Source organism: Pseudomonas sp. GW821-FHT09A09 (assembly GCF_059418405.1).
In genome coordinates this window covers 1-13,334 of the sequence record NZ_JBWKPU010000051.1, presented here as the reverse complement: position 1 = coordinate 13,334, position 13,334 = coordinate 1, and the positions used below count along the sequence as shown (strand labels likewise).

Annotated in this window: 12 protein-coding genes and 1 pseudogene; 7 read left to right on the top strand and 6 right to left on the bottom strand. The window is 60.7% G+C overall.

The features are described from left to right. From AC07OV_RS28430 to fabB, 4 genes are all read left to right on the top strand, one after another. Positions 1-930, top strand: coding sequence for an ABC transporter substrate-binding protein (locus tag AC07OV_RS28430; protein ID WP_495093461.1), 930 nt, complete (start codon positions 1-3; stop codon positions 928-930). Then, positions 927-2,828 carry an ATP-binding protein gene (locus tag AC07OV_RS28425; RefSeq protein ID WP_494998968.1) on the top strand — a complete coding sequence of 634 codons (1,902 nt, stop codon included), beginning with the start codon at positions 927-929 and terminating at the stop codon, positions 2,826-2,828. Before AC07OV_RS28430 ends, AC07OV_RS28425 begins: the two co-directional genes overlap by 4 nt. 248 nt (positions 2,829-3,076) lie before the next feature. Further along, positions 3,077-3,592 (top strand): 3-hydroxyacyl-[acyl-carrier-protein] dehydratase FabA, encoded by a 516-nt coding sequence (fabA, locus tag AC07OV_RS28420; protein WP_003190035.1) that lies wholly within the window; start codon positions 3,077-3,079, stop codon positions 3,590-3,592. An 11-nt stretch (positions 3,593-3,603) separates the two neighbouring features. Beyond that, positions 3,604-4,824 (top strand): beta-ketoacyl-ACP synthase I, encoded by a 1,221-nt coding sequence (gene fabB, locus AC07OV_RS28415; RefSeq protein ID WP_176996483.1) that lies wholly within the window; start codon positions 3,604-3,606, stop codon positions 4,822-4,824. Positions 4,825-5,010: 186 nt separating this feature from the next. Here fabB and AC07OV_RS28410 read toward each other — a convergent pair whose 3' ends face one another. Next, positions 5,011-6,636, bottom strand: a complete 1,626-nt coding sequence (locus AC07OV_RS28410) for a methyl-accepting chemotaxis protein (protein WP_495093460.1) — start codon at positions 6,634-6,636, stop codon at positions 5,011-5,013. Between the two features lie 208 nt (positions 6,637-6,844). Here AC07OV_RS28410 and AC07OV_RS28405 point away from each other — a divergent pair, with 208 nt between their 5' ends. Together AC07OV_RS28405 and AC07OV_RS28400 are read left to right on the top strand one after the other, a co-directional pair. Continuing rightward, a complete protein-coding gene (locus AC07OV_RS28405) occupies positions 6,845-7,261 on the top strand; it encodes an OsmC family protein (protein WP_176996485.1) in 417 nt (138 codons plus the stop codon). A gap of 65 nt (positions 7,262-7,326) precedes the next feature. Then, positions 7,327-8,193 carry a pirin family protein gene (locus AC07OV_RS28400; protein ID WP_176996486.1) on the top strand — a complete coding sequence of 289 codons (867 nt, stop codon included), beginning with the start codon at positions 7,327-7,329 and terminating at the stop codon, positions 8,191-8,193. A 67-nt stretch (positions 8,194-8,260) separates the two neighbouring features. Here AC07OV_RS28400 and AC07OV_RS28395 read toward each other — a convergent pair whose 3' ends face one another. The 4 genes and pseudogenes from AC07OV_RS28395 to AC07OV_RS28380 form a co-directional block, all read right to left on the bottom strand. Next, the gene (locus AC07OV_RS28395) at positions 8,261-8,983 is read right to left on the bottom strand and encodes a dienelactone hydrolase family protein (RefSeq protein WP_495093459.1); all 723 of its coding nucleotides are present in this window, start codon (positions 8,981-8,983) and stop codon (positions 8,261-8,263) included. Between the two features lie 66 nt (positions 8,984-9,049). Next, positions 9,050-10,954 carry a molecular chaperone HtpG gene (gene htpG / locus AC07OV_RS28390; RefSeq protein ID WP_495093458.1) on the bottom strand — a complete coding sequence of 635 codons (1,905 nt, stop codon included), beginning with the start codon at positions 10,952-10,954 and terminating at the stop codon, positions 9,050-9,052. An 87-nt stretch (positions 10,955-11,041) separates the two neighbouring features. Next, positions 11,042-11,493: pseudogene (locus AC07OV_RS28385) on the bottom strand (PaaI family thioesterase). After that, positions 11,490-11,966: a PaaI family thioesterase gene (locus AC07OV_RS28380; protein ID WP_495093457.1), complete on the bottom strand. Its 477-nt coding sequence runs from the start codon at positions 11,964-11,966 to the stop codon at positions 11,490-11,492. Before AC07OV_RS28380 ends, AC07OV_RS28385 begins: the two are co-directional and overlap by 4 nt. Before the next feature lie 157 nt (positions 11,967-12,123). Here AC07OV_RS28380 and AC07OV_RS28375 point away from each other — a divergent pair, with 157 nt between their 5' ends. Continuing rightward, positions 12,124-12,375 (top strand): hypothetical protein, encoded by a 252-nt coding sequence (locus tag AC07OV_RS28375; RefSeq protein WP_012723095.1) that lies wholly within the window; start codon positions 12,124-12,126, stop codon positions 12,373-12,375. A gap of 104 nt (positions 12,376-12,479) precedes the next feature. On the opposite strand, the gene AC07OV_RS28370 is transcribed toward AC07OV_RS28375, so the two are convergent. Continuing rightward, complete coding sequence (locus AC07OV_RS28370; RefSeq protein ID WP_494998962.1) at positions 12,480-13,217, bottom strand: DUF599 domain-containing protein; 738 nt, start codon at positions 13,215-13,217, stop codon at positions 12,480-12,482. Positions 13,218-13,334 lie beyond the last annotated feature (117 nt).

Sequence of the window (13,334 nt, the reverse complement as noted above, 5' to 3'; positions counted from 1 at the left end):
ATGGGCGATCAGTCACGGATGACCCTCCTCTTTGTTTCACGCCTGTGGCGACGCGGCCTGTTGCTGGCGTGCCTGCTGTTGACGGCACCGGCGTGGAGCGCCGATATCCTGCTGACCGCCGCCGAAGACAGTGCCGGGGTCCAGGCCTTTGCCCAAGCGCTCGCCCAGCAGCGCCCCGAAGACCACGTCACGTTCACGGCGCTCAAGGATCTGCCTGCGCCGAACCAACTGCCCGCCAGCACGCGCCTGATCCTGCTGGACTTGCCCGGCCTCGACTGGCGCCTGCAAGACACCCAGGGCCCGCCGACCCTGGTGCTGCGCATCAGCCGCCTGCAAGCCCGGCAACGCCTGGGCACCGCCCACCCGGCCAAAATCAGCCTGCTGTGGAGCGACCCGCCGCTGGAACGCCAACTGAACCTGATCGCCAGCATCCTGCCTCAGGCACGGCGCATCGGCGTGCTCTACGGCGCCGACAGTGAGTTCCTGCTGCCGGAACTGCGCCAGTACGCGACGCCCAAAGGGTTGGAAATCGTGCCGCAGCGCTGGGACAACATCAGCGACAGTCGGCCGTTGCAAACCCTGTTCAAAAACAGCGACGTGCTGCTAGGCCTCGATGACCCACAGCTGTACAACCCGAAAACCGCGAAGAATTTGTTGCTCAGCAGCTACGCCCAGCAATTGCCGCTGATAGGGCCCAACGCAGGGTTTGTGCGAGCCGGCAGCCTGGCCAGCACCTACAGCGACCAGGCGGATTGGCTGGCCGTGCTCGACCGCTTGCTGGACCACCCGCCCGCCAACTGGCCGCGCACCTTGTACCCGGAACACTTCAAAGTCGTGGGCAACCCGCAAGTCGCGCGCTCACTGGGCATCGAACAGGTGGATGAAGTCGCCGTCGCCGCCCGCTTGGCCGAAGGAGAAAAACGCCCATGACCTTGCGTCGTCGTTGGGACATCAACACCCGCACCCAGCTCATTACCCTGGGCCCGGCGCTGTTGCTGACGTTGCTGTTGATCAGCTTCTTTACCTTCGTGCGTATCCAGGACCTGCGTCAGGAACTGGATCACACCGGCCAACTGATCGCCAACCAACTCGCCCCCGCCACCGAATACGGGGTGATTTCCGGCAACAATGATGTGCTCGACAGCCTGTTGCGCGCCACGCTGGCCACGCCCCATGTGCGCTTCCTGGAAATCCAGGACAGCACCGAGAACATCCTGGTGTACGTCGAGCAACCGTCGGAAAAACATGACCGCTCGTTGTCGGTCAAAGTCTTCCAGGCGCCGATTCGCCTGCAGCACATCCAACTGGGCAATGACTTCTTCCAGGACAACCTGAACGAACCCAAGGCGCCCCGCGCGGACTACCTGGGCCGCGTGATCGTCGGCATGTCCAACGACGCCTTCAGCCAGCGCCAGCAGGAGATCCTGTTCAAGGCCGGCATCCTGGCGCTGTTCGCCCTGCTGTTTACCTTCCTGCTTGCCCGGCGCCTGGCGGCCAGCCTGTCGCAGCCGATCAGCGCGATGGGCCACGCGGTGAAGGCCATCCAGCAAGGGGATTACCAGACACCCCTGCCGATTGTGGATGACTCGGAGCTGGGCGACCTGTCGCGGCATATCAACAACCTGGCCGAGGGCCTCAACCAGGCCAGCCGCGAACAGCAGCAGGCCATGGCGCAATTGATCCAGACCCGCGAAGAAGCGGAACGGGCGAACAATGCCAAGTCGGACTTCCTGGCGATGATGAGCCACGAACTGCGCACGCCGATGAACGGCGTGCTGGGCATGTTGCAGCTGCTGGAAACCACCGAGATGACCGAAGAGCAGACCGAATACGCGGCGCTGGCATCCGAGTCCACCGAACACCTGCTCAAAGTCATCAACGACATCCTCGATTTCTCGCGCATCGAGCGCGCCGCGCTGGAGCTGGAACATATCCCGTTCAACCTTGCCGAGCTGATCAGCAGCTGCGCCCAGGCGTTCCAGCACAGTGCCCAACAGCGCGGGCTAGCCCTGGAACTGCCGATTCCGGCAGGTATGGCCTCGTTGCGCGTGCAGGGCGACCCGACGCGCATCCGCCAGATCCTGGTGAACCTGATCGGCAACGCGCTGAAGTTCACCGAGCACGGCACCGTCACGGTCGAACCCCAGTGGCAGACCCTGGACCACGAGTTGGTGTGGTTCACCTGCACCGTGCGCGACAGCGGCATCGGGATTTCCGCGGAACGCCTGGAGCTGATGTTCGATGCGTTCCAGCAGGCCGACAGTTCCATTTCAAGACGTTACGGCGGCACCGGCCTGGGCTTGCCGATTGCCCGCACACTGGCCGAACGCATGGGCGGCACGCTGCGCGCCCAGAGCGAAGAAGGCCGGGGCTCCGTGTTTACACTGGAAATCCCGCTGGCCATCGACCAGCAGAGTTTGCCCGCCATCACCCTGGACGCCAGCGGTAAAGGCAGTGCCGGGGAGGGTCGGCATGTGTTGCTGGTGGAGGACAACCCGGTCAATCGCACCGTGGTCGAGGCCATGCTGCGCAGCCTGGGCTTTGAAGTGAGCCTGGCCACCGACGGTGCCGAGGCGATCCGCAGCGCCGAGAGCCTGATTTTCACGGCCATCCTGATGGACTGCCGCTTGCCGCTGATCGACGGTTACGAAGCCACCCGGCAGATCCGTCAACTGCCGGGCTGCGCCGACCTGCCGATTATCGCCCTGACGGCCAACGCCTTGCAGGGCGACCGCGAAGCCTGCCTGGCAGCCGGAATGAACGATTACCTGGCCAAGCCGTTCAAACGCACGGATTTGCAGCAAATCCTGCAGCGCTGGGTGCAATAGCGCCGCGCCATCAGCCAACTCCGACTGGCATCAAAGACGAAAGTGCGGCAGTCTTAGGCACCCGAACGGGCCGATAAACAGGCCCGGTTTAAAATTTCAGTGAACAAGTGTACATTCAGTGCCTTGACGCTGTGACTTTCACTACAACGCAATAGTCTATGTGTAGGCTGCCGGTATGAGGCGTAACGCTTCAGTCGGTTCGGGAAGATTTGCCCTACCCTGCCGCATGGGATTATTGAGGAGCTCGCATGACCAAACAAAACGCCTTTACTCGGGAAGACCTGCTGCGCTGCAGTCGCGGTGAGCTGTTCGGCCCAGGTAACGCGCAACTGCCCGCCCCGAACATGCTGATGGTGGATCGCATCACCCATATCAGCGAAGAGGGTGGCAAGTACGGCAAAGGTGAATTGGTCGCCGAGCTGGATATCACCCCGGACCTCTGGTTCTTCGCCTGCCACTTCGAAGGTGACCCTGTCATGCCAGGCTGCCTGGGCCTCGACGCCATGTGGCAGCTGGTCGGTTTCTACCTGGGCTGGCAAGGCCTGCCGGGCCGCGGTCGCGCCCTGGGTTCGGGCGAAGTGAAGTTCTTTGGCCAGGTACTGCCAAGCGCCAAGAAAGTCACCTACAACATTCAAATCAAGCGCGTCCTCAAGGGCAAGCTGAACCTGGCCATCGCCGACGGTTCGGTGACTGTCGACGGTCGCGAGATCTATACTGCCGAAGGCCTTCGGGTCGGCGTATTCACTTCCACTGACAACTTTTAAGGGTTATCCGCATGCGCCGCGTCGTTATCACTGGTCTGGGCATCGTTTCTTGCCTGGGCAATGACAAAGAGACCGTCACCGCTAACCTGCGTGCAAGTCGCCCTGGCATCCGCTTCAACCCGGAATATGCCGAAATGGGTCTGCGTAGCCAGGTTTCCGGCTCCATCGACCTGCCCCTCGAAGAACTGATTGATCGCAAGATCTACCGCTTCGTCGGCCACGCTGCCGCCTATGCCTACCTGGCCATGAAAGACGCGATCGCCGACTCCGGCCTGAGCGAAGACCAGGTATCGAACGTACGCACCGGCCTGATCGCCGGCTCCGGCGGCGCATCGACCCTGAACCAGATGGAAGCGCTGGACATCCTGCGCGAAAAAGGCGTGAAGCGCGTTGGTCCGTACCGTGTCACGCGGACCATGGGCAGCACCGTTTCGGCCTGCCTGGCCACGCCGTTTGCAATCAAGGGCGTGAACTACTCGATCTCCTCCGCGTGCGCCACCAGTGCTCACTGCATCGGCACTGCGGTTGAGCAGATCCAACTGGGCAAGCAGGACATCGTGTTCGCTGGCGGCGGTGAAGAAGAACATTGGAGCCAGTCGTTCCTGTTCGACGCCATGGGCGCCCTGTCCACCCAGTACAACGAAACCCCGGAAAAGGCCTCCCGCGCCTACGACGCCAAGCGTGACGGTTTTGTCATCGCCGGCGGTGGCGGCATGGTAGTGGTCGAGGAGCTGGAACACGCTCTGGCCCGTGGTGCCAAGATCTACGCGGAAATCGTCGGCTACGGCGCAACTTCCGACGGCTACGACATGGTTGCCCCGAGTGGTGAAGGCGCCATCCGTTGCATGCAGATGGCAATGTCCACCGTGGATACCCCAATCGACTACCTGAACACCCACGGCACTTCGACTCCGGTCGGCGACGCCAAGGAAATGGAAGGCGTGCGTGCGGTATTCGGCGACAAGGCGCCGGCCATCAGCTCCACCAAGAGCCTGTCGGGTCACTCCCTGGGCGCCGCTGGCGTTCACGAAGCGATCTACTGCCTGCTGATGATGGAAGGCAATTTCATTGCCGGTTCGGCCAACATCGACGAAATTGATCCGGTTGTGGCTGATATGCCGATCCTGACCAAGACCGTCGAGAACGCAAAAATCGACACCGTGATGAGCAACAGCTTCGGCTTCGGTGGCACTAACGCCACCCTGGTGCTGAAACGCTGGCAGGGCAAGTAAGGCCTGCAGCTTGATTGCATGAAAAAGCCCCGACTGGTTCGGGGCTTTTTTATGGGCAATCAATTCAGGACCGCGTCGTCTGCATCGCAGGCAAGCCAGCTCCCACAGTGACCGCATTCCTTCAGGATGTACTCGGTCACTGTGGGAGCTGGCTTGCCTGCGATTGGGCCAACGAGAGCTTGCACCCTACACCGAAAAGCGCGCCACCATGGTGTTCAAATCCACCGCCAACCGCGATAGCTCCTGGCTCGCCGCACTGGTCTGGTTCGCCCCGGTGGACGTCTGGTGCGCCAAATCGCGAATATTCATCAAATTGCGATCCACCTCTCGCGCCACTGCCGCCTGCTGCTCAGAGGCACTGGCAATCACCAGGTTGCGCTCATTGATCAGGGTAAAGGCCGAAGCAATTTCCTCCAGCGCAGTGCCCGCCGACTTGGCGATATCCAACGTGGAGCGTGCACGGCTGTTGCTCAGTTGCATGGAATTGACCGCCTGGTCGGTGCCCTGCTGGATCCCGCTGATCATCACCTCGATTTCCTGGGTCGATTGCTGGGTGCGATGGGCCAACGCGCGTACCTCATCGGCCACCACCGCAAAGCCGCGCCCGGCATCTCCGGCCCGTGCTGCTTCGATGGCGGCATTCAGTGCGAGCAAATTAGTTTGCTCGGCAATCGAGCGAATCACGTCCAACACCTTGCTGATGCCATAGACCTTCTGCGCCAGGTCCTCCACCTGCGTGGCATTGGCCGTTACGTCCGAAGCCAGGGCTTCGATCGACACCACCGTCTGGTGCACCTGCTCGCGCCCGTGCTGGGCGATGCGGTCTGACTCGCGGGACGCCTGGGACGTGGCCACCGCATTGCTTGCCACCTCCTCCACCGCCGCTGTCATCTGGTTCACCGCCGTGGCGGCCTGCTCGATTTCCTGGTTCTGCTGATGCAGCCCGCGGGTAGCGTCTTCGGTTACGCAACTGAGTTCTTCGGAGGCCGAGGCCAATTGGTTCGACGACTCGGCAATCCGCCGGATCGTGTCACGCAGGCTCTCCTGCATGCCCTTGAGCGCTTGCTGCAAACGCGCCGGCTCATCCTTGCCCGTAATGCTTATCTCGCCCGTCAGGTCGCCGCTGGCCACGCCTTGGGCGACTTTCAGCGACTGAGCCAGCGGCAGCACAATGCTGCGCGTCAGCCACACCGCCAGGCCGATGGTGATCAGCGCCGTCAGCACAATCATGCCGACCACCCAGCTACGGGACTGGCTGAACACGCTTTGCGCGAGGTTTGCCGCATGGTTGGCATTGGTTTTGTTCAACTCGACCAGGTCGTGCAGGGTGCCGGCCATTTCATCGGCCAACTGGTTCATCTCACCGTTGACCACTTTGATCGCGTCTTCCAACTGATTGGCCTTGGAGAACCCCATGACCTGCTCCTGGCGCTGCAGGTATTGCTGCTCCTGGGCCTTGAAGCGATCAAACAGCGCGTGCTCTTCAGGCAGCACGATCAGCGCTTCATAGAGGGTTTGGGCGTGGTGCAGGCCACTTTTGAGGTCGACCAGCTTCTGTTCATTCTGTGCCAGGGCCTGCGGATCGCGATTGACCAGCAGACGCAGGGTCAGCGCGCGCACCCGCAGCAGGTCCTGGCTCATCTCCCCCACCGCCATCACGCTGGGCAGCCAGTTGTTTTCCACCTGGTCCGACTGCTGGCGCATATTGGCCATCTGCAGCAGGGCAAAGCCGCCCAAGGCGAACACCATCAACGCCAGCACGCCGAAGCCCAGACCGGCGCGGGGGGCGATATTCAGACTACGGATACTCATGCCTGGATTCCTTCCAAATGCGCTGCATCCACCTGCAGCAGGTCTCATGAAAGGTATCGGCCCTTGTCCTTTTTTGCGTAAGACCAAAACGCGATATCAATACGCAGCACAATCGCGACGGCATTGGATGGATAAATACGGAACACCACAGTGCCAGCATGCTCTATACCTTCATGACCCTTTCTCCTGCCGCCCTGTGAGGTTCACCATGCCAGTTACCGTCAATACCCTGAACCACGACAACTTCCGCCACAGCGTGAACATCAATAACCACGAGCTGTTCACCGACCTGCCCAAGAGCCTGGGCGGCGACGATTCGGCGCCGTCCCCCCACGACTACTTCGACGCCGCCCTGGCCTCCTGCAAGGCATTGACGGTGAAGCTCTACGCGCAGAAAAAAGACATCCCGCTGACCGGCGTGACCGTCGAGGTGACCCATGACAGCAGCGAAGAGCAAAAGGGCAAATACAAACTCAACGTTAAACTCACCCTCAAGGGCGTGCTCACCGATGAGCAGCGCGACGAGCTGCACCGCGTGGCAGACCGTTGCCCCGTGCACAAGCTGATGACGACTGCAGAAGTCAGCATCGAGACGAAGCTGTCGGAAGGCGCCTTCAGCCAGTAGCAGCAACCTGGCGTCGAGCGGGTTATGCTCAAGAGGCCTCTAACCCGCTCAGACAGGGACGCCCCATGACCACCCTCACCGTGATCCGCCCTCGCCCCGAAGATGTCGAGGGCCAGCCGATCCTGCGCCCGCTGCCCTCGCGGGAATGCCGCAGCGTCGGCCCCTTTGTGTTTTTTGACCATATGTTGCTCACCCGCTACGCGCCGGGCAGCGGCATGAATATCCGCCAGCATCCGCATATCGGGCTATCGACCCTCACCTACCTGTTTGAAGGCACGTTGCAACACAAGGACAGCCTGGGCTCGGACCAAGTGGTGCAGGCCGGCGATGTCAGCTGGATGACCGCCGGCAGTGCCATCGCCCACGTCGAGCGTACGCCCGAGGCGGTCAAGGCCAGCGGTTTCAGCCTGCACGGCCTGCAAGTGTGGCTGGCCTCCCCCAAAGACCACGAAACCGGCCCAGGGCATTACAGCCATCACCCGGCAGCGAGCTTGCCGGTCAGCGACAATCTGGGGGTGCAGATCCGCCTGATCGCCGGCAGTGGGTTCTGCCTCAAATCACCGGTCCCGGTGCTTTCGCCCACGTTGTACGCCGATGTGCAGATGCAGACGGCCACCACCTTGCTGATCCCGGACGAGCACGATGAGCGGGCGGTGTATGTGCTGGAGGGCGACGCGCAATTGGACGGTGAAGCGCTGGAGGTGCACAGCCTGGTGGTATTGCCGGCCGGCCGGGAAATGACCCTGTTTGCCGAAAGCGATTGCCACCTGGTGGTGTTTGGCGGTGCGCCGCTGGATGGGCCACGGCGAATCAACTGGAATTTTGTGGCGAGTGATCCGGCGGTGATCGAGCAGGCCAGGCAGCGCTGGGCGGCTGGGGATTGGCCGACGGTGCCGGGTGAATCCGAGAGAATTGAGTTGCCGGTGAGATAGTCATCGCCGGCAAGCCGGCTCCTACAGGTTAATAAATGTGGGAGCTGGCTTGCCTGCGATGGGGCCATCAGGCCTTGAACACTTCATTCAGCAAATTGTGCATCGAGGTAAATGCCCGTTTGGCCGTCTTGGCGTCGTACATCATCTTGCCCGGCACATTGGCGTGCGGGTCGGTGAAGGAATGCACCGCACCGCCGTAGCTCAGCAGTTGCCAGTCCACACCGGCCGCGTTCATTTCTTCTTCGAACTTCGGCAGTTGCTCTTTCGGCACCAGTGGGTCGGAAGCACCGTGCAGCACCAGCACCGAGCCCTTGACGTGTTTCGCGCCATCCGGGTTCTGGGTGTCGATGGTGCCATGGAACGATACGGCCGCTTTCAAGGGTGCACCGGTACGCGCCAGTTCCAGCGAGCAGAAACCGCCAAAGCAGAAGCCGAAGGTCGCCAGTTTCGAGGTGTCCACCTCAGCCTGGCCCTGCAGCTGTTCAAACGCTACTTGCATCAGCTTGAGCAGCTTGGCGTTGTCATTTTTCAACGGCATCATCGCCGCGCCGGCTTCATCGCCATTCGAGGGGCGTACAGTCTGCCCGTACAGGTCGGCGATCAGCACCACGTAGCCCTTGCTGGCCACGCTCTTGGCGATCTCTTCAGCACCTGCACTCACACCCATCCAGTTCGGCGCCATCAACAGGCCTGGCAGCGCCCCTTTGTGGCTGGCATCGAACGCCAGACGGCTTTCATAAGACTGGCCATCAATCTGATAGACCACGGAACGTACAGTGACTTGGCTCATCATTTACTCCAGTTGAGGTGCACTAGAACGAAAAAACCCGCCGAAGCGGGTTTTTCTACAACGGTGTTAAACCGACAGTTCAACCAACAGCTTGTTCAGTCGGCGCACGTAGGCGGCCGGGTCTTTCAGGCTGTCGCCAGCGGCGAGGGCCGCCTGGTCGAAGAGGATGTGCGACAGGTCGCCAAAACGCTCTTCGCTCTGCTCACTATCGAGTTTCCCAATCAACGGGTGAGCCGGGTTGAATTCGAAGATCGGCTTGGAATCCGGCACCTTCTGACCGCTGGCTTCGAGGATTTGGCGCATCTGCATGCCCAGGTCTTGCTCGCCGATGGCCAGGATCGCCGGGGAATCGGTCAGGCGGTGCGATACACGCACTTCGCTGACGGCATCGCCCAGGGCGGTCTTGATGCGCTCGACCAGGCCTTCTTTAGCCTTGGCGACTTCTTCGGCTTCCTTCTTCTCTTCTTCGGAGTCCAGGTTACCCAGGTCCAGGTCACCACGGGCCACGTCGACGAAGGACTTGCCGTCGAACTCGCTGAGGTAGCTCATCAGCCACTCGTCGATACGGTCGGTCAGCAGCAGCACTTCGACGCCTTTCTTGCGGAAGACTTCCAGGTGCGGGCTGTTCTTGACCTGAGCGTAGGTTTCGCCGGTGAGGTAGTAGATCTTGTCCTGACCTTCCTTGGCGCGTGCCAGGTACTCGGCCAGGGACACCACTTGCTCACCACCCTCTTCCTGGGTCGAAGCGAAGCGCAGCAGGCCAGCGATTTTTTCCTTGTTGGCGAAGTCTTCAGCCGGGCCTTCCTTCATCACCTGGCCGAAGTTTTTCCAGAAGCCTTTGTATTGCTCAGGCTCGTTCTTCGCCAGTTTTTCCAGCATGTCGAGTACACGCTTGGTCAGCGCCGATTTCATGGAATCGATGATCGGGTCTTTCTGCAGGATTTCCCGCGACACGTTCAGCGACAGGTCGTTGGAGTCGACCACACCCTTGATGAAGCGCAGGTACAGCGGCAGGAAGGATTCCGCCTGGTCCATCACGAACACGCGCTGCACGTAGAGCTTCAGGCCTTTCGGCGCTTCACGCTGGTACAGGTCGAACGGAGCACGGGCCGGCACGTACAGCAACGAGCTGTATTCCAGCTTGCCTTCGACCTTGTTGTGGCTCCAGCTCAGCGGGTTTTCGTAATCGTGGGCGATGTGCTTGTAGAACTCCTGGTATTCCTCGTCTTTGACTTCAGTACGAGGACGGGTCCACAAGGCGCTGGCACGGTTGACCACTTCCCATTCCTGGGCAGGTTTTTCCTCACCTTCGGCAGCGGCCTGTTCTTTCGGCAGCTCGATCGGCAAGGCGATGTGGTCGGAGTATTTCTTGATGATGTTGCGCAGGCGGTAACCGTCGGCGAACTCATCTTCAGTGGATTTGAGGTGCAGCACGATGCGGGTGCCACGGTCAGCCTTGTCGATGGTGGCGATTTCGAACTCGCCCTCACCTTTGGAAGCCCAGTGCACACCTTCGCTGGCAGCCAAACCGGCACGGCGGCTGAACACTTCAACCTTGTCGGCAACGATGAAGGCCGAGTAGAAGCCCACGCCGAACTGGCCGATCAGGTGCGAATCTTTTTTCTGATCGCCCGACAGGTTCTTCATGAAATCGGCGGTGCCGGATTTGGCGATGGTACCCAGGTGGGTGATCGCGTCTTCGCGGCTCATGCCAATACCGTTGTCTTCAAGGGTGACGGTCTTGGCGTCCTTGTCGAAGCTCACGCGGATTTTCAGTTCGGCGCCACCTTCCAGCAACTCAGGCTTGGACAGGGCTTCGAAACGTAATTTGTCGACAGCGTCAGAGGCGTTCGAGATCAATTCGCGAAGGAAGATTTCCTTGTTGGAATACAGCGAATGGATCATGAGGTGCAGCAGTTGCTTCACCTCGGTCTGGAAGCCCAGGGTTTCCTTTTGAGTTTCCACACTCATGGTCATCAAACTCCAATTGGATGGCAATGGCCGCCCTTCGAGGTGGGCGGCGGGTTGTCATCAAAGTTGGGGGCTAAGACAGGGATTTCAAGGGCGCACCGATTCCTCAATCTTGAAATGTGCACGGGCGGTGGCAATCGGTTCGGCTGGAGTGCTCTGCAGGCGGTGATCGCCACGTTCGCCACACGCCGCCCCTGTCGCCATACCTGGCATTTGGCGTAGGTGTCGCGGGCCTGTCCGGCACGTAGGTAGTCCAGGGAGAAGTCGATGATTTTCGGCAGCCCCGGCGAGCCGGTGAAGACCAGCAGGTGCAGGGCCGCTGCTAGCTCCATGAAGCCGGCAATCACGCCACCGTGCAGCGCCGGCAATATGGGGTTACCAATATTGTCCTTGTTGGCTGGCAGGCGAAACAGCAGCTCGTCGCCTAAACGGGTGCATTCAATGCCAATCAGCTTGGCATAGGGGATCAGGTTGAGCAGCGCCTCGTAATCACCACGCTCGTGAGCCTGCTCGAGGCGGGTCTTGAACCGGTGTGTCATGCCTGCGCTCCTTTAATGGCGTTGCCCAGCCCTTGCGTGCCTTTGAGGCGCTTGCCCATGCGCATGAACGTGCCCACGACATGGGCGATAGGCTGCTGCGGGTCATCCTGGTAGGCGAAGCCGCGGGTGAAGATCACGTCGGTGGTCACTCGGTAACATTGCGCGAAGCCGTAGACCGGCTTGTGGGGTTCGGCGGGGTGCATGTAGTCGATGCGCAGGTCGAGGGTCGGGCACACCTCGAACTCAGGCAGCACGCACAGCGTGGCCATGCCGCAGGCGGTGTCCATCAAGGAGGTCAGCGCGCCGCCGTGGATCACACCGGTCTGGGGATCGCCGACGATATGGGCCCCGTAGGGCAACATCAGTGTCATGCCCTCCTCGCTGGCCTGATGAGCGGTAATGCCCAATACCTGGCAATGGCGCAGGGCCGATACAAAGCGCGTCGCACGCTCTAACAGGGGATTTTCGGTCATTATTTTCAGACTCTTATTAGTGTTGACCCGCAAAATGGTCGGGGCAGATAAAGTTCCTGCCCGCGAGCGATTTATATATCTATGAAACAAAAGGAACTAATGCCGAACCGCCATGCTCGAAAGGCCAGTAGATATCTTCAATAAGGAGAAACACCCCATGCGCAAGACTTTAGCTATTTCCATGATGCTCGCCGCTGCCCTCGGTCTCGCTGCCTGCGACAAGAAATCCGAAGACAAAGCCCAAGACGCCGCTGCACATTCCGAGCAAGCTCAGAAAGACATGGCGAAGGCTCAGGATAAAGTGAACGACGCTGCGAAAGAAAACGCCGATGCTGCCAAAGCTCAGGCTGAATCGAACGCAGCCGCCGCCAAAGAAGCAGCACCTGCTACCCCTGCCACTGGTTCTTGAGACCGCGGCTTGAAATAGCTTTGTTGCAATAAAGAAAGCCCGCTTAGATAGCGGGCTTTTCTTTGTCTGCTGTTTTTAGTCCGCGTGTTAATACACTGAATGGATTAAGCAGGTTCTTTGGCGGGCTCGGGCAACGGTGTATCCGTGGGGGTATAGACCATCACCTGCAGTACATCGGAGTGAAACTCACGCCGGTACAGCACCAGTACCACCCCGCTGCTCATCAACATGAACAACCAGGGGCTGACAAACCACGCGAGCATGGTCATGCCGAAGTAATAAGAGCGCAGGCCAAAGTTGAACTGGTTGGCCGCCATGGAAATCACCCGCGCCGCGCGCAGGGCAAACGCATTGCGCTCCTGCTCTGACACCTGTCGTTCACCGATCATCGGCGCCGATCCCACCAGCACCGCCGCAAAGTTGTATTGACGCATGCACCAGCTGAACGTGAAGAACGCGTAGACAAACACCAGCGCCAGGCACAGCAGCTTGATTTCCGACATACCCTGGGACGCCTGCTGCACCATGGGGATGTCCGCCAGCAACGACACCGCCCGCTCCGAAGCGCCGAGGACGGTGAGAATGCCGGCCAGGATGATCAAGGTGCTGGACGCAAAGAACGACGCGTTGCGCTCCAGGTTGCCGATCACACTGGCGTCGGCGATACGGTTGTCGCGCAGCAGCATGCGGCGCATCCAGTCTTCGCGGTACAGGTGCAACACACTGGCCAGGCAGGCCGTGTCCCGGGCCTTCCAGGTGGCATAACGGGTGTAACCGCCCCAGCACAGGGCAAACCAGAAGGCGGCGAGCAGGTGGATCTGGTTGTTTTCGATGAACGACATGCGGGTCCTTGTGCGTTACAGGAGTGACGAGCACGGCCCTTGTGGGGGGGGGGGGGGGGGGGGGGGGGGGGGGGGGGGGGGGGGGGGGGGGGGGGGGGGGGGGGGGGGGGGGGGGGG

Excerpts from the sequence above, each read along its gene's own strand:
- AC07OV_RS28400 (WP_176996486.1), top strand. The coding sequence starts at position 7,327 with ATGACCACCCTCACCGTGATCCGCCCTCGCCCCGAAGATGTCGAGGGC.
- AC07OV_RS28380 (WP_495093457.1), bottom strand. The coding sequence starts at position 11,966 with ATGACCGAAAATCCCCTGTTAGAGCGTGCGACGCGCTTTGTATCGGCC.
- htpG (WP_495093458.1), bottom strand. The coding sequence starts at position 10,954 with ATGAGTGTGGAAACTCAAAAGGAAACCCTGGGCTTCCAGACCGAGGTG.
- AC07OV_RS28425 (WP_494998968.1), top strand. The coding sequence starts at position 927 with ATGACCTTGCGTCGTCGTTGGGACATCAACACCCGCACCCAGCTCATT.
- AC07OV_RS28395 (WP_495093459.1), bottom strand. The coding sequence starts at position 8,983 with ATGAGCCAAGTCACTGTACGTTCCGTGGTCTATCAGATTGATGGCCAG.
- AC07OV_RS28370 (WP_494998962.1), bottom strand. The coding sequence starts at position 13,217 with ATGTCGTTCATCGAAAACAACCAGATCCACCTGCTCGCCGCCTTCTGG.
- AC07OV_RS28405 (WP_176996485.1), top strand. The coding sequence starts at position 6,845 with ATGCCAGTTACCGTCAATACCCTGAACCACGACAACTTCCGCCACAGC.
- fabA (WP_003190035.1), top strand. The coding sequence starts at position 3,077 with ATGACCAAACAAAACGCCTTTACTCGGGAAGACCTGCTGCGCTGCAGT.
- AC07OV_RS28375 (WP_012723095.1), top strand. The coding sequence starts at position 12,124 with ATGCGCAAGACTTTAGCTATTTCCATGATGCTCGCCGCTGCCCTCGGT.
- AC07OV_RS28410 (WP_495093460.1), bottom strand. The coding sequence starts at position 6,636 with ATGAGTATCCGTAGTCTGAATATCGCCCCCCGCGCCGGTCTGGGCTTC.
- AC07OV_RS28430 (WP_495093461.1), top strand. The coding sequence starts at position 1 with ATGGGCGATCAGTCACGGATGACCCTCCTCTTTGTTTCACGCCTGTGG.
- fabB (WP_176996483.1), top strand. The coding sequence starts at position 3,604 with ATGCGCCGCGTCGTTATCACTGGTCTGGGCATCGTTTCTTGCCTGGGC.